Source organism: Gordonia sp. DT218, from assembly GCF_049847105.1.
In the GTDB taxonomy this organism is placed as follows: domain Bacteria; phylum Actinomycetota; class Actinomycetes; order Mycobacteriales; family Mycobacteriaceae; genus Gordonia.
Window position 1 is genome coordinate 1 of the sequence record NZ_JBNCNS010000001.1, and the last position, 18,211, is coordinate 18,211.

An 18,211-nucleotide genomic window follows, 5' to 3' on the forward strand; every position below is an offset into this window, starting at 1 on the left:
GGACACACGATGCCAAACAAATGGCATCAGACAATTCATCAACACACTATCGAGTTCTCAAAGAACACACACCCACCGGCACTACCCCTTGCGGGGCGCTCACCTGCGAGCTTGACGTTCTGTTTGGAATTGTTGTCCGTCTCCGGCGCAACTCTTCCAGCCTACCAGACCCTCTCGGCGTCCCGCAACTCTTGGTCGAAGTTCGATCAGGAGTGTCTGGCAGTCCGATATTTCGTCCGGGGCGCACGAAGCTACCCTGTTCGATTTCTCGGGGCGGTCGGAGCAGAAACCGGTTTCCCTTCCCCGTATTTCCCCTCTCGGGGCTGTCCGGGGCGGCGCCGTGTCGCTCTGACTTGAAGAAAGTTACGCAACTGCGCGGCCAGGGTCAAATCGCCTGCTCAGCTGTTTGCCGTCACGGAATATCCGCTGGTAGCGGCACTTTCGACTGGGACCATTCCACGCCGATCGCCGGTTTGGGACGTTCGTACCCAAGTGTGATCTGCGCCATCGTGCCGTCCGTCGGACAGTCGTTGATCCCTGTTGGTCAGTTCTGGCGGCGGCAAGAGGTTCGCAGCGTCGTGAGGTGTGACCATCTGCGGCATCAACGCACCGATCGCCCGCCGGCCGTTCACCGCACGACCGCCACCGAGGCACGGGCCTGGGGCGCGCTCCCTTGTCGCCGGCGACAAGTGGTCTCGAGGTCGACACAGTCGGGCTGCTCACTCACCATGGCGGCCCGGCGCCGTCACACACTGTGCTCGGCGCCACGGTGGGCGCTGCCACCGTCTCGCCTTCGACGACTCGTCGGTCGGCGCGATCACCCTCATCCACCTGCTCGAACACCTCGGCGAATCTGCCGTAGTGGCCGCTCTGTCCGAGGCGTTGAGAGTCGCCCGGCGTCGGGTCATGGTCGCGGTCCCGTACGAGGACAGTCCCCGGCGAACATTTCGGACACCTCGTTCGGCTCACCGAGCTCGACCTGCGGCTATGCGACGTTTGGGCCGGATCGTGCCAGCGCACGGCACTCCGAGGACAACGGCGGCTCGCCGACTCTCACACCGCGGTGAACTCTGGCCCGACATCGACGAAAGATTCTGTGTTCGAAGGCTTTTCGCAACAGCTCCGGGTCCCGCTCACCTCAGATCAATCCGCGCTTGGAGACACTGAGCTTCCGGATGAGGTTGCGGATATGGAACTTCACGGTCGATTCGGAGATGTAGCGCATGTGCCCCATGCGCTTGTTCGACAGGCCGTCGGCGAGCAGCCGCAGCACCTCGCGTTCCCTTTCCGCGAGGGCCTCCGGTACCCCGCCGTCGCCTGACACGGTTCGCAGCACGATGGGAGCACGCCGTGGGGCGAATGCGCTGCCGCCACCGGAGACGGCCCGGATCGCACGGACGACCAGATCGTTGTCGATGCCGGTGGTCATCACAGCGCGCGCGTGAAGCCGAGTTCGAGCGTCTTCAACGTCCGTAGTGGGTCATCGGCGACGTTACGCAGGTCATAGTGCCGATGGACAGGTCTCGACGGCCGAACCGTCCGTTACGACCGCACCGTCACCCGGTTGGCAGGCCGGGGCCCGTCCGATAGGACAGGTGACCCATCAGCCCGACGTCGAAACCCCACGGCAATTCGAGCCGGTGCCGGGCCAGGGTGTCGGCATCGGCGAGGATGTCACGGATCGGGCCGTCGGCGACCACCCGCCCGTCGTCGATGATGACGGCACGATCGCACAGTTGCGCCGCGTAGGGCAGGTCGTGGGTGACCACGAGCATCGTGGTGTCGAGTCCGAGTAGGGTTTCGGCGAGCTCCCGTCGGGCCACCGGATCGAGATTCGCCGACGGCTCGTCGAGTACCAAAACGTCTGGGCGACAAGCGAGTACGGTGGCCAGCGCGCCGCGACGCCGCTGTCCACCGGACAGATGGTGCGGGCTGCGCTCCGCGTGCTCGGTCATCCCGACTGCGGCGAGCGCCTCCGTCACGCGTGCACCGAGTTCTGGGCTGACGACACCGAAGTTGGCCGGCCCGAACGCCACGTCTTCGGCCAGGGTGGGCATGAACAGCTGATCGTCGGGATCCTGGAAGACCAGTCCCACCTGTCGTCTGACCTCACGCATCGTCTTCTTGCCGACCGGGACGCCGTTGATCCGGACCTCTCCCCCGGTCGGCAGCAGCACGCCGTTCAGATGCAGCATCAGAGTGGTCTTGCCCGCGCCGTTGGGCCCGAGCACCGCCACCCGCTCGCCACGGCGGATGGTCAGATCCACCCCGTCGAGGGCAGGTTGTCCATCCGGATACGTGTACCGGACGCCGCGGGCCTCGATCGCGAGGCGGTCTTCCGGTCCGTTCTGTTCTCTCATAGAACCCGTCACCTCGTCGTCACCCCGCGCCTGCGCCATGCTGTGACGTTCATCGATCACCTTGTCGCCCAGGAGATCATCGCGATCAGTACCGCTGCGATCGCCGGCACCGTCACGACTGCCCATTGAACGCGCGTCGCCCGCGGGGCCGTGGCGACTCCGGGCATCTCGGGAACCGAACCCGTGAACCCTCGCGACATCATCGCGAGATGTACACGTTCGCCGCGTTCGTAAGACCTCAGGAACAGTGATCCGACACCCTTCGCCATCGACCCTGCCTGATGCAACATCCGCGGGGAATCCCCACGGGCCAGCCGGGCGACGTGCATGCGACGGACCTCCGCCGACAGCAGATCGGTGTAGCGGAGCATCATCACGATCACCGGGGTGAGCGTGGCCGGCATACCCAGGCGCGTCAGCGCCAGTGGCAACTCTCTCGCCTGAGTGGTCGCGGCGAAGGTCAGCGACGCGGCGACCCCGAGCGAGCCCTTGACGACGATCCCCCACGCCGCGAACAGGCCCGGGACCGACAGCGACAGCCCGGCGACCTCGATCCGTTCTCCCCCTTCGGCGAACGGCAACAGCACCGCCAGGACGACGAACGGTGCCTCGATCACCATGCGCGGCAGGATCCATCCGACCGGGACATGAGCGATCCGCCACACGACGACCAGGATCGCGGCGAATGCCAGATATGGCCAGAACATCTCGCGGGGAGTCGCGACCACGGCGAAGACGAAGACGATCAGGCAGACCAGCTTGACCTCGGTGGGCGCCCGATGGACCGGTGAGTTGCCGCCTCGATACAGCGGATGGGCATGACCGGCGCCCATCGCGATCAGCGTCCGCCGCCGTCGGCGCCCGCGTGGTCGGCGCGAGCCCGTCGTCGGACGGCCAGGAGCCAGAACAGCCCGGTCGCGATCGCGAGAGTGACCACCACCCCGATGACACCGGCGACACCGTTGGTGGCACCGATTCCGTGCAGGGAGTAGTCGGCCAGGGGTGACGAGGACATCGCATGATCTGTCGCGTGCTGCGCGATGCAGTCGCCGGTGAGTTGCTCGCTACCACCGACCATGACCGTCTCGCATCCACGGAGCGTGGCCGAGTCCAGTCCGTCGGGTGCGGAGCTCGCCGCATACGACACGATGCCGGCGATGATCAGTGCCGCACAGGCGAACATCGCGAGGAAGGTACGTCGGCTGACATGTCGTCGATTGCTGTCGGTGGTGCTCATGCCGGCACTCCGACCGATGCGGAACCGTTCGGCGTCCGCGTTCGGAGCAGGTAGACCAGATCGGGCCGCGCTCGGGCCACCGCCATCACCGTGACAGCGGTGATGAGTCCCTCACCGATACCGATGAGCGCGTGCGTGCCCCACATGTACGCCGCGACCGTTCCCAGTGATTCGGTCGCAGCACCACCCAGCGCGTATTCGACGACGAAACCGGTTGCGGCGGCCACTGTCCCGCACAGTGCCGCCATGAATGCGATCACTCCCAGCCGGCCTGGCGACGGCACGCGCCGCCCGATCAGGCGATAGCCTGCCACCGCGACCAGATAGCCCACGAAAGTGGAGATCAACGCCATGTTCGTGATGTTGGCACCCAGCGCGGTGACGCCGCCGTCGGCGAAGAGCAAAGCCTGCACCACCAAGACGATCGCGATACACAATGCTCCGGTGTAAGGGCCGACCAGGATCGCGGCCAGGGCCCCGCCGAGCAGGTGACCGCTGACCCCCGGCAAGATCGGGAAGTTGATCATCTGCACCGCGAAGATGAACGCCGCGACGAGTCCGGCCATCGGGACGGTCTTCTCGTCGAGATCGGTCTGGGCGCGCCACACACAGAACGCGAGTCCCGCGAAGGCGATGACTCCGAAGAGCGCCGAGACAGGTGCGTTGATGATGCCGTCGCTCATGTGCATGGCGACGGTCGACGTGACCGGCGAAGGTGTCAACGTGGACATGCACGAACCGTAGAACTGCCACGGTCACCTGTCCACTCATTCAGATGTTTAAGTGAACAGACCAACCGATGGGTCAGGTGTCGACCCACCTTCACGTGTGGCCGTGGCCTGCACCCATCCAATGCAGCAGTTCGTGGACGGTGTCGTCGTCGAGCCGGTAGCTGACCGATCGGCCCAGGCGGGTCGAACTCACCCAGCCCTGGTGGCGCAATACCCGAAGCGCCTGGGAGACCGCAGTTTCGGTGCGGCCCACGGCAATTGCGAGGTCGCCGACGATGATCCCCGGGCGGCGGTGCAGCACGATCAGAATCTCGAGGCGGTGCGGATCCGAGAGCAGATCGAACCGCGTTGACCACTCCGCGATGTCGACGTCGGAGTTCTCCCCGTGCCCACCGCCGCCCGATACCGGGCTCTCCGAGCTCTCGACCACCACGTCTCAGTCCCCGACCCGCTCGATGTCGCCGCCGAGACTGCGAAGATTCTCGACGAACCGCGGGTAACCGCGATCGATGTGCTCGACGTCATGGACCTCGGTCACCCCGTCGGCGACCAGACCGGCCAGCACGAGGCCGGCGCCCGCGCGGATATCCGAACACCACACCGGCGCGCTCGACAACCGTTCGATCCCACGGAGCACCGCGTGGTGCCCGTCGGTCCGTGCATCGGCCCCCAACCGGACCATCTCCTCGACGAAACGGAATCGCGCCTCGAAGACGTTCTCGGTGATCACCGACATCCCCTCGGCGATCGCAGCCATCCCGATTGCCATCGGTTGCAGGTCGGTGGGGAACCCCGGAAACGGCAGCGTGGACACGTTGACCGCGATCGGGCGGCGGTCCTGGCGGACCCGGAAGCCGTCGGCGAACCGGTCGACGTGCGCGCCGGTGTCGCCGAGCTTGTTCAGGACCAGCTGCAGATGCTCGGGCGAGACACCACGCACGGTCACGTCACCGCGCGTCATCGCGGCCGCGATCCCCCACGTCGCACCGACGATGCGATCCCCGACCACGCGGTGAGTGGTCGGATGCAGCCGGTCGACGCCGGTCACGGTCAACGTCGACGTTCCCGCGCCCTCGATGAGCGCGCCCATCTGCTGGAGCATCACGCAGAGGTCGACGATCTCGGGTTCTCGTGCGGCGTTGTCGATGGTGGTCACGCCGTCGGCCAGGACCGCGGCCATCAGGATGTTTTCGGTCGCGCCGACCGACGGGAACTCCAGAGCCACCGGGGCACCGATCAGAGCGTCGGCCTCGGCCACCACACATCCGTGCTCGATCGAGCTGTGCGCACCGAGCGCGCGCAGGCCGGCCTGATGCATGTCGAGCGGGCGGGAGCCGATGGCGTCACCGCCCGGAAGTGCCACGACCGCACGACGGCAGCGCGCCATGAGAGGTCCGAGCACACAGACCGATGCGCGGAATTGTTTCACCGCATCGAAATCCGCGTGGTACTTGGGTTCGGCCGGTGCATCGATTCGCACCGTGTCTCCGTCGATGGTCACTACGGCACCGAGGCCGCGCAAGACATCGGCCATCAGCGGGACGTCGGCGATCTCGGGTGAGTTCGTCAATGTGGTGGTGCCCTCCGCGAGCAGCGCAGCCGCCATCAGCTTCAGCACACTGTTCTTGGCGCCACCCACCGCGACCTCACCGGACAGGCGGCCTCCCCCGGAGACCAGAAAACGATCACTCACGCTGCCACCTTAGCTGTCACGCGCGCCGCCCCCATCCGGCCCGGGACGGCCACCGCGCGCAGGCGGCCGCTGCCGCTCGCCGCCGGGCGACCATTTCACATCACCTTCCCCGTGCGGTGCCCGATTGGCGACCCGCGAGAGGATGAACAACAGGTCCGACAGCCGGTTGAGGTATCTCGCCGGCAACACGCTGGTGGCGTCCGGGTCCGCCTCGACCGCGGCCCAGGCCGATCGTTCGGCACGCCTGGTCACCGTGCGTGCGTGGTGCAGCAGCGCACTCAGTCGGGTGCCGCCCGGCAGGATGAACGAGTCGAGGGTCGGCAGTCCGTCGGCGTAGCCGTCGCACCACGACTCCAGCGCGTCGATGTAATCCTGCTCGATGCGCAGCGGTGGGTACTCGGGATCTGCCACCACCGGGGTGGACAGATCCGCACCGGCGTCGAAGAGATCGTTCTGGACGGTACGCAGTACCTCGACGATGTCGGCCGGCACGTCGCCACCGAGCGCCAACGCCGTCCCGATGACCGCGTTGGCCTCGTCGCAGTCGGCGTAGGCCGCCACCCGGACATCGTTCTTGGACACCCGGGAGAAGTCGCTGAGTCCGGTGGTGCCGTCGTCGCCGGTGCGTGTGTAGATCCGCGTCAGATGTACCGCCATGACCTGAATCTACTGCCCAGTACCAGGCCTGCGGTCGTCGGCCTGACCCCGATCAGGCGCTACGGCGCCGCTGTGACCGGTTCGACTGTCGTGACTCCAGCCATGACTGGAACGCGGTATCGGCACCCGGCGCCATCGCGAGCTCGTAGGCACGACCCGCCTCATCCGCCCCGGGTTCGAGTTCCAGGATCACCATGCCGTGCAGGATCTCGGACTCGGTGCCCTCGGGCCGCCGTCTGCGGATGATCTCGATGGACTGCCGGCCGAGCGTGCGGGTCGGACCGGGGCGCAACGAACTGAGCCGGAAATAGCGGAGATTCTCGTCGCTGTAATGGACCGTGCCGTGGCGCCAGCCCTCGTCGACGTCTGCGGGCAGTTCTCTGAACAGAACCGGGGTTCCGGTCCTGCGCAACTGCCCGAGCCGATACGCGAGCAGGCCGCAGACCACCACGGCGAGCGCCAACAGCACGCCCAGTACCAACGCGATCCACGACACCAGGCGCACACCTCCCGCCAACGGTCGCGCGGGGGCTGATCACGGTGCGCCGAATTCACGTACCGGGATGAGTCGAGGGACTCCGGTGCACGACCGTTCTGTGTCCAGCATGCCAGACCGGATCCGGCGTCTTGTCACGGCAGTTCCACCCGCGCCGGCAATGCCTGCCGCGATCGACGGACCGCGGTCGCGTGCCCCGACACGACGATGGCCGGTCATCGCCCGAAAAGCGATGACCGGCCGTCGATCTGCGAACTTACTTGGCCGCCCGCTCCGCCGCCGCGAGGCGGGAATGCGCACGGTTGTACTCGTCGGTACCGGGCTCCGCGGACTCCAGCGCCGAGCGCTCGGCCGCCGCGTCGATGTCGTCGGCCCACTGCGCCGACTCGGCGAGAATGGTCACCGATTCACCGGTCACCGAGAGAAATCCGCCCTGAACGGCCGCCGACAGGCGCTTGCCACTCTCCTCGGCGATCACCACGAAGCCGCCCGGGACCAGCTGCCCCAGCAGGGGTTCGTGATTCGCCAGCACACCGAGCTCACCCGAGGTGGTCTGGGCGATGACGAAGGTGGCCTCACCCGAGTACAGCTTCTCGTCGGCCGCGACGACCTCGACGTGGAAGGACTTGTCAGCCATGGCGACCCGCTACTTTCCGGCGATCTTGGCGGCGGCGGCCTCCACGTCGTCGAGTCCACCGCAACTGTTGAACGCCTGCTCGGGCAGGTGATCGAACTCACCCTTTGCGACCCGGTCGAACGCCTCGATGGTGTCGGCGAGCGGCACGACCGAGCCCTTCTGGCCGGTGAACTTCTCGGCGACGAGGAAGTTCTGACCCAGGAACTTCTGGATACGACGCGCCCGCTGCACGGTCACCTTGTCCTCTTCGGACAGCTCGTCCATACCGAGGATGGCGATGATGTCCTGGAGCTCCTTGTACTTCTGCAGGATTCGCTTGACCTCGTTGGCGACGCGGAAGTGCTCGTCACCGACGATCGATGCCTCCAGGATGCGCGAGGTCGACGTCAGCGGGTCCACCGCCGGGTAGATACCGAGCTGCGAGATCGGACGCGAGAGCTCGGTGGTCGCATCGAGGTGCGCGAACGTGGTCGCCGGCGCCGGGTCGGTGTAGTCGTCGGCAGGGACGTAGATCGCCTGTAGCGAGGTGATCGATCGTCCCTTGGTCGAGGTGATCCGCTCCTGGAGAACGCCCATCTCGTCGGCCAGGGTCGGCTGGTAGCCCACCGCGGACGGCATCCGGCCGAGGAGGGTCGAGACCTCCGAACCGGCCTGCGTGAACCGGAAGATGTTGTCGATGAACAGCAGCACGTCCTGGTGCTTCACATCGCGGAAGTACTCCGCCATGGTCAGCGCCGAGAGTGCCACGCGCATACGCGTGCCCGGCGGCTCGTCCATCTGACCGAACACCAACGCGGTGTCCTGGAGAACGCCCATCTCCTCCATCTCGAGGTGGAGGTCGGTGCCCTCACGGGTGCGCTCGCCGACGCCGGCGAACACCGACGTGCCGGAGAACTCACGCGCGATACGGGTGATCATCTCCTGGATGAGCACGGTCTTGCCCACGCCCGCGCCGCCGAACAGGCCGATCTTGCCGCCCTTCACGTACGGGGTCAGCAGGTCGATGACCTTGATGCCGGTCTCGAGGATCTCGGTCTTGCCCTCGAGCTCGTCGAAGGCCGGGGGCTTGCGGTGGATGCTCCACTGCTCGCCGTCACGGCCGAGTCCCGGGGTGTCGAGGCAGTCACCGAGGGCGTTGAAGACGTGACCCTTCACGTCGTCGCCGACCGGCACCACGATGGACTTGCCGGTGTCCGACACGGTTGCACCACGCACCAGACCGTCGGTCGGCTGCATGGAGATCGTGCGCACCAAGTTGTCGCCGAGGTGCTGCGCGACCTCGAGGGTCAGGGTCTTGGCCACAGCTTCGAGGGCGATCTCGGCGTGCAGCGCATTGAACAATTCTGGGATCGAGCCCCGGGGGAACTCGACGTCGACGACGGGGCCGATGATGCGGACGACCCGGCCTTCGGCCGAACCCGTCGAGGCATCCGAGGGTGTGGATACTGCTGCAGTCATTGTTGTTGGGTCACTTCCTCTTTGGGTCTATGGGTCGCCAGGGTTCGATCAGGTGGCCAGGGCGCTCGAGCCGCCGACGATCTCGCTGATCTCCTGCGTGATCTGCGCCTGCCGGAGCTGGTTGGCCTCGCGGGAGAGCGAGGTCGCCAGTTCGTCGGCGTTGTCGGTGGCCGCCTTCATCGCCGTCCGGCGTGCCGCCGACTCCGATGCGGCGGAATCCAGCAGCGCCGCGTACACGCGGGTGGCGACGTACTTCGGCAGCAGCGCTTCGAGCAACGCCTCGGGCGCCGGTTCGAACGAGTAGTTGCGCGACGACTTGTGGATCTCGGCTTCCATCTCGTCGTCCTCTTCGGACACGACGAGCGGAGCCACCCGGCGCACTTCAGGTGCCTGGGTCAGCATCGAGACGAACCGCGTGTACACGAGATGCAGCTCGTCGATGCCCTCCAGCGTCCCCTCACCGTCGGGACGCTCGACCTGTTCACCGGAACCGGCCTCGAACAGCTCGACCAAGAAGTCGGTCGCCGTGCTCGCGTCGCTGTAGTCCGGAGCCTGAGAGAACCCGGTCCATGAGTCGGTCACCTCGGTACCGCGGAAGGTGAAGTAGCCGACGCCCTTCTGCCCCATGACGAACAGCACAGGCTCCTTGCCCTCGTCGCGTACCAGCGCAATGAGCTCGCGGGTGGCCCGCAGGACGTTGGAGTTGTAGCCGCCGCACATACCGCGGTCGCTGGTGACCACCAGGATCCCGGCGCGCCGCGGGTTCTCGCGCTCGACGAGCAGTGGGTGATCCAGTGAGCCGGCGTTGCTCGCCAGCTCCGACAACACCTCGGTCATCTCATGCGCGTACGGCTTGGCCGCCGCGACACGAGCCTGGGCCTTGGTGATGCGCGAAGTCGCGATCAGCTCCTGCGCCTTGGTGATCTTCCTGGTCGAATTGACCGACCGGATGCGTGAGCGCAGCTCACGAATGCTGGCCATGAGCCCTCACCCCTTCCTCGGCACGACTGTCGGACGACGCGATCACGACTTGCGAACCGTGATCTGCTCGTGCGCGACGTCCTCGGAGTCCATGGCCTTGGCCTCGGCCTCGTTCACCACGCGCTTGCCGTCGTGCGTCAGGTAGCTGTTCTTGAACTTGTTGGTCTCGTCGACCAGAGCCTCGGCCTGGTCGTCGGACAGCACCTTGCCACCGGCGATCGAGTCGTAGACGCCCTTCGCCTCGTGGTGCAGATGACTCAGCAACTGCGTCTCGAAGTTACGGACATCGTCGACCGGAACGGAGTCGTAGTGGCCCTCACCGCAGAGGTAGATCGAGACGATCTCGTCCTCCACGGAGAACGGGCTGTACTGACCCTGCTTCAGCATCTCGACCCAGCGTGCACCGCGCTCGAGCTGCGCCTTGGACGCGTCGTCGAGGTCGGAGGCGAAGGCGGAGAACGCCTCGAGCTCACGGAACTGAGCGAGCTCCAGACGCAGCGAACCGGAGACCTTCTTCAGGCCCTTGGTCTGTGCGGCACCACCGACACGCGACACCGAGGTACCGACGTTGATCGCCGGCCGGACGCCCTTGTTGAAGAGGTCCGACTCGAGGAACACCTGGCCGTCGGTGATCGAGATGACGTTGGTCGGGATGAACGCCGACACGTCGTTGGCCTTGGTCTCGATGATCGGCAGGCCGGTCATCGAGCCACCGCCCAGCTCGTCGGACAGCTTGGCACAACGCTCCAGGAGACGGGAGTGCAAGTAGAAGACGTCACCGGGGTATGCCTCGCGGCCCGGCGGGCGACGAAGCAGCAACGAGATGGCGCGGTAGGCCTCGGCCTGCTTGGTCAGGTCGTCGAAAACGATGAGGACGTGCTTGCCCTCGTACATCCAATGCTGACCGATGGCCGAGCCGGTGTACGGGGCCAGCCACTTGAAGCCGGCCGAGTCGGACGCGGGAGCCGCGACGATGGTGGTGTACTCCATCGCGCCGGCCTCTTCGAGAGCGGTCTTGACGCCGGCGATGGTCGAACCCTTCTGACCGATCGCTACGTAGATGCAGCGGACCTGCTTGGTCTCGTCGCCCGACTCCCAGTTGGCCTTCTGGTTCAGGATGGCGTCGATGCAGACCGCGGTCTTGCCGGTCTTGCGGTCGCCGATCACCAGCTGACGCTGGCCGCGGCCGATGGCGGTCATGGCATCGATGGCCTTGATGCCGGTCGCGAGTGACTCCTCGACGGGCTGACGCTCGAGCACCGAGGCCGCCTGCAGTTCCAGGACGCGCTCGGCCTCCGACTCGATGTCGCCCAGGCCGTCGATCGGCTTTCCGAGCGGATCGACGACGCGTCCGAGGAACTTGTCACCGACCGGGACCGAGAGCACCTCACCGGTCCGGCTGACCTGCTGGCCCTCCTCCAGTGACTCGTAGTCACCGAGGATGACGCAACCGATCTCGTCCTCGTCCAGGTTCAGGGCCACGCCGAGCACGCCGCCGTCGAACTGGAGCAGCTCGTTGGCCATCGCGCCGGGCAGACCGCTGACGTGCGCGATACCGTCCGATGTGTCGGTGACGATGCCCACCTCGTCACGGGAGGCATCGGCTTCGAACGACGAGACATACTGCTCGATCGCTCCCTTAATCTCGTCTGGTGAGATCGTCAACTCCGCCATGGGTACTCGTCTTTCTTACTCAGTCCGGCTGGTGGTTTGGTAGTTCGCTGGATGTGTTGGTCTGGTCAGATCAGCGCGGCAGACTCTCGGCCGCCTTCGCCAAACGGGTGGCGACGTCGGCCTCGATCACCTCGTCGCCCACACCGATGCGCAGGCCGCCGAGCAGTTCGGGATCGATCTCGGTCTGCACCGAGATCGTCCGGCCGTAGATGCTGCCGAGCACCGACGAGAGTCTCGCCTTCTGTGCATCGGAGAGTTCGGCTGCCGACACCACATGTGCCACCGACTCGCCCCGGCGTGCGGCCGCGAGCTCGGCGAGGTGGTCGACGGCGACGTCGGCCGGCTGCCCGTGCAGCAAGGTGATGGTGTGTGACAGCAGATACCACGTGTGCGCCCCGACCTTCTCGCCCACCAGCGACCGCAGCAGATCCACGCGCTTGTCGGCGTCGTGTGTGTGGTCGGACAGCAGCGATGCCAGCCGTGGGTTCTGTTCCAGCAGCCGCGCCACGCCGAAGAGCTCGTTCTCGACCTTCTCGATCGATCCGTCGCGCTCTGCGGCAGTGAGCACCACCAGCGCGTTCTGGCGCCGCAGCGCCGCGGTGAAGTCTGATGTGGAGGACCACCGCTGCCGGACCGCGGCCGACACGATGTCGACGACGATCGGCGAGACCTTGCCGCCGAACAGTGCCTGTGCGAGCTGCACCTGTCCTTCGGTGTTGTCCTCGTCCTCCGTCAACCGCTTGCGCAGCACCGGATTCGCGTCGATCAGGCCGATGACGTCGGTCAGTTCCACCGACGCCTTGACCAGGGCCTTGCTGTCGAGTGACTCGGACGCGGAATCGAACTCCTTGGCCACCGACCGTGCTGCCTCGCGACTGCTCGCCCGCATGGAGTGGAGCCCGATCAGTTCCGAGCTGTGTGCGACCAGATCCCCTGGTCCGCCCGCCGACATCGATTCGAGTTCGTCGATGACCCGGTCGACGCTGTCGGACTGCGCCTGCGGATCCGACAGATGCGAACGCACGAGCTTTCCGGCGCCGTCGACCGCGGTGAGCCCGAGGTCGATGCGCAGGTCCCGGACGAGGCTGGCGCGATTCAGGGCCACCTGGGCCTTCCCGTGTTCGGTGATCCGCTTGACCTCGGAGTCGGCCTGCGCCTTGAGGTCACCCGAGATCGCCTCGCCATCCCGGACAGCACCCTTGTGCAGTTCCTCGGCCTCGGCCTTGGCCTCGGCGACGGCGCGGTCGTGCGCAGCCTTCGCGTCGGCGACGCGAGTCTTGGCGGCCTCGCTCTCGGAGACGTGTTGCGCGATCGTGTCCTTCTGGGCGTTGACCGCCTTCGACAGCACCGGCCGCAGGTACTTCCAGAACAGGAAGATGATGATCGCGAAACCGATGAGGTTACCGATGACGATATCCACTTAGTTCACCTTCTCCGTCGACTTGGCCGACACGTCGACGCCGAGTACGCGGCCGGCCAACGTCGACGACAGTGCATCGACATCGTCACGGGCGGTCGAAGCCGCCTGGTCCCCCTCGGCCTTCAGTTGTCTCGTGGTGTCGGCGAGAACGGCGTCCGCTTCCTCGGTGGCCCGCCGCTTCGCCTCTGCCAACTGCTCGTTGCCCTTGGCACGAGCCTCGTCCCGAATACCGGTGGCGTCCCCCCGGGCGTCCTTGAGCGCTGCCCGGTACTCGGTGTCCGCATCCTCGTAGCTCGCCGCGGCGGCCCGGTTGTCCTCTGCAGTCTTGGCGATCATGGCGTCGCGATCGTCGAGCACCTTGAGGATCGGTGGCACGACCATCGTCCTGATGACCAGGAACACGATCACGAAGATAAGCAGGCACACGAAAAATGTGCCGTTGGGGAGCAGGAAGTTCTCTGCGGCGAGATTCATGGTTGGGTAGTTCCCTTAAATCCTAGGGCGACCCGGTCGATGACCGAGATCAGGACTGGCCGGAGATCGGGGTGGCGAAGACGAAGAGCGCCATGAACGCCAGGTTGATGAAGTACGCAGCCTCGACCAGACCCACGGTGATGAAGAACGGGGTGAAGAGTCGCCCCTGGGCCTCCGGCTGACGCGCGATACCCGCGATCAACTGGGCACCTGCCAGACCGTCGCCGATACCGGCACCGATCGCGCCGCCGCCCATGATGAGGCCGCCACCGATCAACGCACCCAGACCAATCAGATTGGGATCCATTTAGAACTTTCCTTTCGGGTGAAACTGGCAATCGGGTTGCCAGGTCTTTGGGCCCGGCCGGCGGTGCCGGCCAGGGTCGTACTGGCTAGTGGTGGTCTTCGTCCATCTCCATCGCCTGGCTGAAGTACAAGACCGTCAGGAGGGCGAAGATGAAAGCCTGGATGAGTCCGACGAACAGGTCGAAGGACTTCCAGAGGGCGTTCGGCGCCCACATCACGTAGATCGGCATCAGCGCGATGAGCGCCACCATGATGCCGCCCGCGAACATGTTGCCGAAAAGACGGAGGGAGAGCGAGATCGGCTTGGCGATCTCCTCGATGATGTTGACCGGCGCGATGGCGACCGAGTGACCCTTCACGAGCCGGACCGGGTGGCCGATGATGCCACGACGCTTGACACCCGCAGCGTGGTACCAGACGAACACGAACAGCGCCAAGGCGTACACGAAGTTGACGTCGCTGGCCGGTGGCTTGAGCCACTCGCTCGTGGAACCCCCAGCCGTTCCGTACTGCGCCGGGATGATCGAGAGCCAGTTGGCGATCAGGATGTAGGTGAACAGGGTCACCGCCAGCGGCAGCACGAAGCCGGCGATCTTCATGCCGATCGCGCCCTCGATCTGGCCACGCATCTGGACGGTGATCGTCTCGAAGTACAGCTGCACGTTGTTCGGCTTGTTCGACGTCATCTTGAACCGGACGACGAAGGCAAGCGCGATCACGATGACCGCGGCCACCGCACTGCCGATGACCGTGTCGAGGTTGACGGTCATACCGAGCACATCCACCTCGGTGTGGTGGCCGACCTCGATCGCCGACTCTGACTCGGCCAGGTAAGTCATTGCGGTCATATCTGCTTACGAAGTCCTTTCATCACCGGAATCACCGTGTTGAGCACCAGGATCACCTGGCCGACGGCGAGTCCGAACATCGCGCCCAGCCCGTCGGGCCGGACCAGAATGGCCGCCACCAATGCGAGGACCGTGATGACCCCGAGGCGGAATGCGGAATTGAGGGCGAGCAGCTTCTTCCGGGGATCCTCTGCGGCGGCGACGTTCTCGACCGCACGGATGACCAGTTTCGTGTTGACGAAGACCAGCACCACGCCGGCGAGGAAGAAGGCGGCGAACCACGGATGCCCGAGGATGATCGCCAGTACCGCGACGACGACGGTGACCACCCCCGCGATGATCGCCGGGCGGCGGATGCCGGTGGGCGCCACCGGATAGACGGGGGCGGAGTCCGGGGCAGACGTCGTCATGTGCCTCTCCTCTGCTCATTCCCGTGCGTCGACACGAAGCATCGAGCGTGCGATCGGCGACTCGTGTCACCGGGCGTAAGCTCGCGGTTTTCTGTGACCCTACCAACACCCGTTCCTGCACCCACCGGGGGGTATGCGCCCTTTGGGAGTCCAGCGGCCGTCGATGCGGTGCGTGGCGCGGCCTCCGGTTCCCGGAGGCGCCGCGCTCGCGCCGAGGTCGTGCTACTACAGAGGATAGTACACTGAGTTTTACCATTGCCTTACCAAGGGGTAAGGATGCTCCCCTGGCGGACAGACGCCTGGGATCAGGTCCCGCCCGGAACGGAATCGCGCCGATCGGAGTGGTCGGCGTGACCCCTGGTACGGATCTCTGCGTAGCGCCTCTGCAGGCGGGGCGCCATCGTGACCAGCAGGGCGATGATGAGGCCTGCACCGAACATCGGTGCGACCACCGACATCGGGAAGAGCGTACTGGCCGCCGCGGAGAATGCGAGCACACCCACCCACAAGTAGATGATCAGCGCGACCCGTCGCTGCGAATGCCCGAGTTCCAGCAAGCGGTGGTGCAGGTGCATCTTGTCGGGGGTGTAGAAGCCCACGCCGGCGCGCGTCCGTCGCACCACGGCCATCAGCATGTCCAGCATCGGCACGAAGACGACCGCCGCCACGAGGATCAGGGGCGACAGCAATGTAAAGACGTCGGCGGGCCCATATGCGTTGATCGCGATACGTCCGGACGCGCTCGTCGACGCCGCGGACAGCATCAGGCCGATGAGCATGGCGCCGGAGTCGCCCATGAAGATCCGCGCGGGCGAGAAGTTGTGGGGCAGGAATCCCAGGCAGGCGCCGGCGAGCGCGGTGGAGATGAGTGCCGGCGGGTAATAGCTGACATCGCCGCCCTGGTCGTGGAGCAGGCCGAGGGAGAACATGCAGATCGCCGACGCCGCGATCAGACCGAGGCCGGCGGCCAGCCCGTCCAATCCGTCGACGAAGTTGACCGCGTTGATCGTCGCGACCGTGATCGCCACCGTCAGGAGGCCGGCCTGCAACGGATCGAGGACCACGGTGCCGATGTCGGCGAACGGGACGTAGAGCAGATACCAGCTGACCCCCATGATCACCAGGACCCCCGCCGCGGTCAGCTGTCCGACGAATTTGGTGAGCGCGTCGAGCCCCCACCGGTCGTCGATGACGCCGACCAGCACGATCACCAGTCCCGCGACGATCACCGCGCTCATGTCGCTGGTGTAGGCGAAACCTCGGGTGAGCGCCGGTAGGTTGGCCGCCAGCGCGATCGCCGCCACCATGCCGGCGAACATGCCGAGACCGCCGAGACGGGGCGTCGGGATCACGTGGACGTCGCGTACCCGGGGCACCGCGACCGCCCCGATCCGAATGGCGAAGACACGAACGAGCGAGGTCAGCAGATAGGTGACGGCCGCCGCGGTCAGGCCGACCAGCGCCAACTCCCGAAGCGGGACACCCGCCCCGCCGTTGCCGACCACCGACAGCGCGGTCAGGTGGACACCGGGATCACCGGCACCGAAGGCCAGGCCGGTGACCCCGTCAGCGAGGTCCTTGCCGGCCTGGGGATCGAACACCCGCACAACGCTACCCGCCGAGCTCTCGTTCGATTTCGGCGCGGATACCGGCGTGTTGGTCGCTGCCCACCGGATCCCGCAACCCGCGGATGATCCAGCCGGCGATCATCGACATCGCCTCGACACCGAGACCGCCGAGCACCGCCGTCGGCGTGCCGACACGAATCGCCGAGCCAGAGGTGACCGGTTCACGATCGAACGGCAACACGGCCCGGTCCACCACGATCCCGGCCGAGGCCAGACGCCGCTGCGCCTCGGCCCCGGTGAGTCCGATCGCGGAGACATCGGCCACCGCGAGGTGGATGTCGGTGCCGCCACTCACGATCCGGAGACCGTTGGCGGACAGTTCGTCGCTCAGGCGCTGCGCCGCCGCGACGGCCTCCGCCGCATACGAGGCGAACTCGTCGGTCGCCGACTCCCGCATGCAGACCGCCTTGCCGGCGATCGATCCCATCGACGGTCCGCCCTGGACGAACGGGTGCACCGCCTTCTGCAGCACCGTGGCATGGGCGCCGCGGGCCAGGACCATCCCGCCGCGCGGCCCCTGCAGCACCTTGTGCGTGGACAACGTGACCACGTCGGCATGCGGCACCGGAGACGCCAGCACTCCCCCGGCGACCAGGCCGGCGAGATGCGCGGCGTCGATCCAGAGGATCGACTCGGTCTCGTCGGCGATGGTTCGCAGGGCGGCGAAGTCGATCGAGCGCGAATATGCCGCACCGCCGGCGACGATGATCCGCGGCCGATGGAGCAACGCCAGATCGCGGAGTTCGTCGTAATCGATGCGTTCGTCGGATGGACGTACGCCGTAGTGGATCGACGAGAACCAGCGACCGGAGAAGTTCGCCCGGGATCCGTGGCTCTGGTGCCCGCCCTGGTCGAGGCGCAACGCCAGGACCGGGTCGCCCGGCTGCGCAAACGCGGCGTAGACGGCGAGATTCGCGGCGCTCCCCGACAGCGGCTGGACGTTGACGTACTCGGCGCCGAACAGTTCGGCTGCGCGGTCGATGGCGAGTTGCTCGAGTTCGTCGACGACCTCGCATCCGCCGTGGAAGCGCGCCCCCGGATACCCCTCGGCATATTTCGCGCCGAATTCCGACGCCAGCGCCTCGCGAACCGCCGGACTCGCGGGCGTCTCCGACGCGATCAACTGCACAGTGGTTGCGCGACGACGACTCTCACGCTCGACGAGGTCGGCGATCTGCGGGTCGGAGTGGGCGAACGGCAT

19 protein-coding genes and 1 pseudogene are annotated in these 18,211 nt (G+C 66.3%); all 20 read right to left on the minus strand.

Annotated features, from left to right (window positions below; translation table 11 throughout):
* Positions 1 to 1,138: 1,138 nt before the first annotated feature.
* Positions 1,139 to 1,405, minus strand: a pseudogene (locus ACPXCG_RS00005) (LuxR C-terminal-related transcriptional regulator); the annotation flags it as partial.
* A 151-nt stretch (positions 1,406 to 1,556) separates the two neighbouring features.
* Positions 1,557 to 2,360, minus strand: coding sequence for an energy-coupling factor ABC transporter ATP-binding protein (locus ACPXCG_RS00010; RefSeq protein WP_425787903.1), 804 nt, complete (start codon positions 2,358 to 2,360; stop codon positions 1,557 to 1,559).
* 56 nt (positions 2,361 to 2,416) lie between these two features.
* On the minus strand, positions 2,417 to 3,193 hold the full coding sequence (gene cbiQ, locus ACPXCG_RS00015) for a cobalt ECF transporter T component CbiQ (RefSeq protein ID WP_425787905.1): 777 nt from the start codon (positions 3,191 to 3,193) through the stop codon (positions 2,417 to 2,419).
* Positions 3,194 to 3,198: 5 nt separating this feature from the next.
* Entirely contained in the window at positions 3,199 to 3,597 is a 399-nt protein-coding gene (locus tag ACPXCG_RS00020; RefSeq protein ID WP_425787907.1) for a PDGLE domain-containing protein, read from the minus strand.
* Entirely contained in the window at positions 3,594 to 4,328 is a 735-nt protein-coding gene (locus ACPXCG_RS00025) for an energy-coupling factor ABC transporter permease (protein ID WP_425787909.1), read from the minus strand. The genes ACPXCG_RS00020 and ACPXCG_RS00025 overlap by 4 nt, the downstream gene beginning before the upstream one ends.
* 91 nt (positions 4,329 to 4,419) lie before the next feature.
* On the minus strand, positions 4,420 to 4,758 hold the full coding sequence (locus ACPXCG_RS00030; protein WP_425790396.1) for an ArsR/SmtB family transcription factor: 339 nt from the start codon (positions 4,756 to 4,758) through the stop codon (positions 4,420 to 4,422).
* Between the two features lie 6 nt (positions 4,759 to 4,764).
* Positions 4,765 to 6,021, minus strand: coding sequence for a UDP-N-acetylglucosamine 1-carboxyvinyltransferase (murA, locus tag ACPXCG_RS00035; protein ID WP_425787911.1), 1,257 nt, complete (start codon positions 6,019 to 6,021; stop codon positions 4,765 to 4,767).
* A 9-nt stretch (positions 6,022 to 6,030) separates the two neighbouring features.
* A complete protein-coding gene (locus ACPXCG_RS00040) occupies positions 6,031 to 6,678 on the minus strand; it encodes a cob(I)yrinic acid a,c-diamide adenosyltransferase (protein WP_425787913.1) in 648 nt (215 codons plus the stop codon).
* Positions 6,679 to 6,730: 52 nt separating this feature from the next.
* Entirely contained in the window at positions 6,731 to 7,174 is a 444-nt protein-coding gene (locus ACPXCG_RS00045) for a DUF2550 domain-containing protein (RefSeq protein WP_425787915.1), read from the minus strand.
* A 256-nt stretch (positions 7,175 to 7,430) separates the two neighbouring features.
* Positions 7,431 to 7,811 (minus strand): F0F1 ATP synthase subunit epsilon, encoded by a 381-nt coding sequence (locus ACPXCG_RS00050; protein ID WP_425787917.1) that lies wholly within the window; start codon positions 7,809 to 7,811, stop codon positions 7,431 to 7,433.
* Between the two features lie 9 nt (positions 7,812 to 7,820).
* Positions 7,821 to 9,269, minus strand: coding sequence for a F0F1 ATP synthase subunit beta (gene atpD / locus ACPXCG_RS00055; RefSeq protein WP_425787919.1), 1,449 nt, complete (start codon positions 9,267 to 9,269; stop codon positions 7,821 to 7,823).
* A 48-nt stretch (positions 9,270 to 9,317) separates the two neighbouring features.
* A complete protein-coding gene (locus ACPXCG_RS00060; protein WP_425787921.1) occupies positions 9,318 to 10,250 on the minus strand; it encodes a F0F1 ATP synthase subunit gamma in 933 nt (310 codons plus the stop codon).
* Positions 10,251 to 10,292: 42 nt separating this feature from the next.
* Entirely contained in the window at positions 10,293 to 11,924 is a 1,632-nt protein-coding gene (atpA, locus tag ACPXCG_RS00065) for a F0F1 ATP synthase subunit alpha (RefSeq protein ID WP_425787923.1), read from the minus strand.
* A gap of 70 nt (positions 11,925 to 11,994) precedes the next feature.
* On the minus strand, positions 11,995 to 13,344 hold the full coding sequence (locus tag ACPXCG_RS00070; RefSeq protein ID WP_425787925.1) for a F0F1 ATP synthase subunit B/delta: 1,350 nt from the start codon (positions 13,342 to 13,344) through the stop codon (positions 11,995 to 11,997).
* Positions 13,345 to 13,818: a F0F1 ATP synthase subunit B gene (locus ACPXCG_RS00075; protein WP_425787927.1), complete on the minus strand. Its 474-nt coding sequence runs from the start codon at positions 13,816 to 13,818 to the stop codon at positions 13,345 to 13,347. It abuts the gene before it with no gap.
* A gap of 49 nt (positions 13,819 to 13,867) precedes the next feature.
* On the minus strand, positions 13,868 to 14,125 hold the full coding sequence (locus ACPXCG_RS00080) for a F0F1 ATP synthase subunit C (RefSeq protein ID WP_161059527.1): 258 nt from the start codon (positions 14,123 to 14,125) through the stop codon (positions 13,868 to 13,870).
* Positions 14,126 to 14,210: 85 nt separating this feature from the next.
* Positions 14,211 to 14,972 carry a F0F1 ATP synthase subunit A gene (atpB, locus tag ACPXCG_RS00085; protein WP_425787929.1) on the minus strand — a complete coding sequence of 254 codons (762 nt, stop codon included), beginning with the start codon at positions 14,970 to 14,972 and terminating at the stop codon, positions 14,211 to 14,213.
* Positions 14,969 to 15,382: an ATP synthase subunit I gene (locus ACPXCG_RS00090; RefSeq protein WP_425787931.1), complete on the minus strand. Its 414-nt coding sequence runs from the start codon at positions 15,380 to 15,382 to the stop codon at positions 14,969 to 14,971. The genes atpB and ACPXCG_RS00090 overlap by 4 nt, the downstream gene beginning before the upstream one ends.
* 305 nt (positions 15,383 to 15,687) lie before the next feature.
* Positions 15,688 to 16,935: a glycosyltransferase family 4 protein gene (locus ACPXCG_RS00095; protein ID WP_425790398.1), complete on the minus strand. Its 1,248-nt coding sequence runs from the start codon at positions 16,933 to 16,935 to the stop codon at positions 15,688 to 15,690.
* A 58-nt stretch (positions 16,936 to 16,993) separates the two neighbouring features.
* Entirely contained in the window at positions 16,994 to 18,211 is a 1,218-nt protein-coding gene (glyA, locus tag ACPXCG_RS00100; protein ID WP_425787933.1) for a serine hydroxymethyltransferase, read from the minus strand.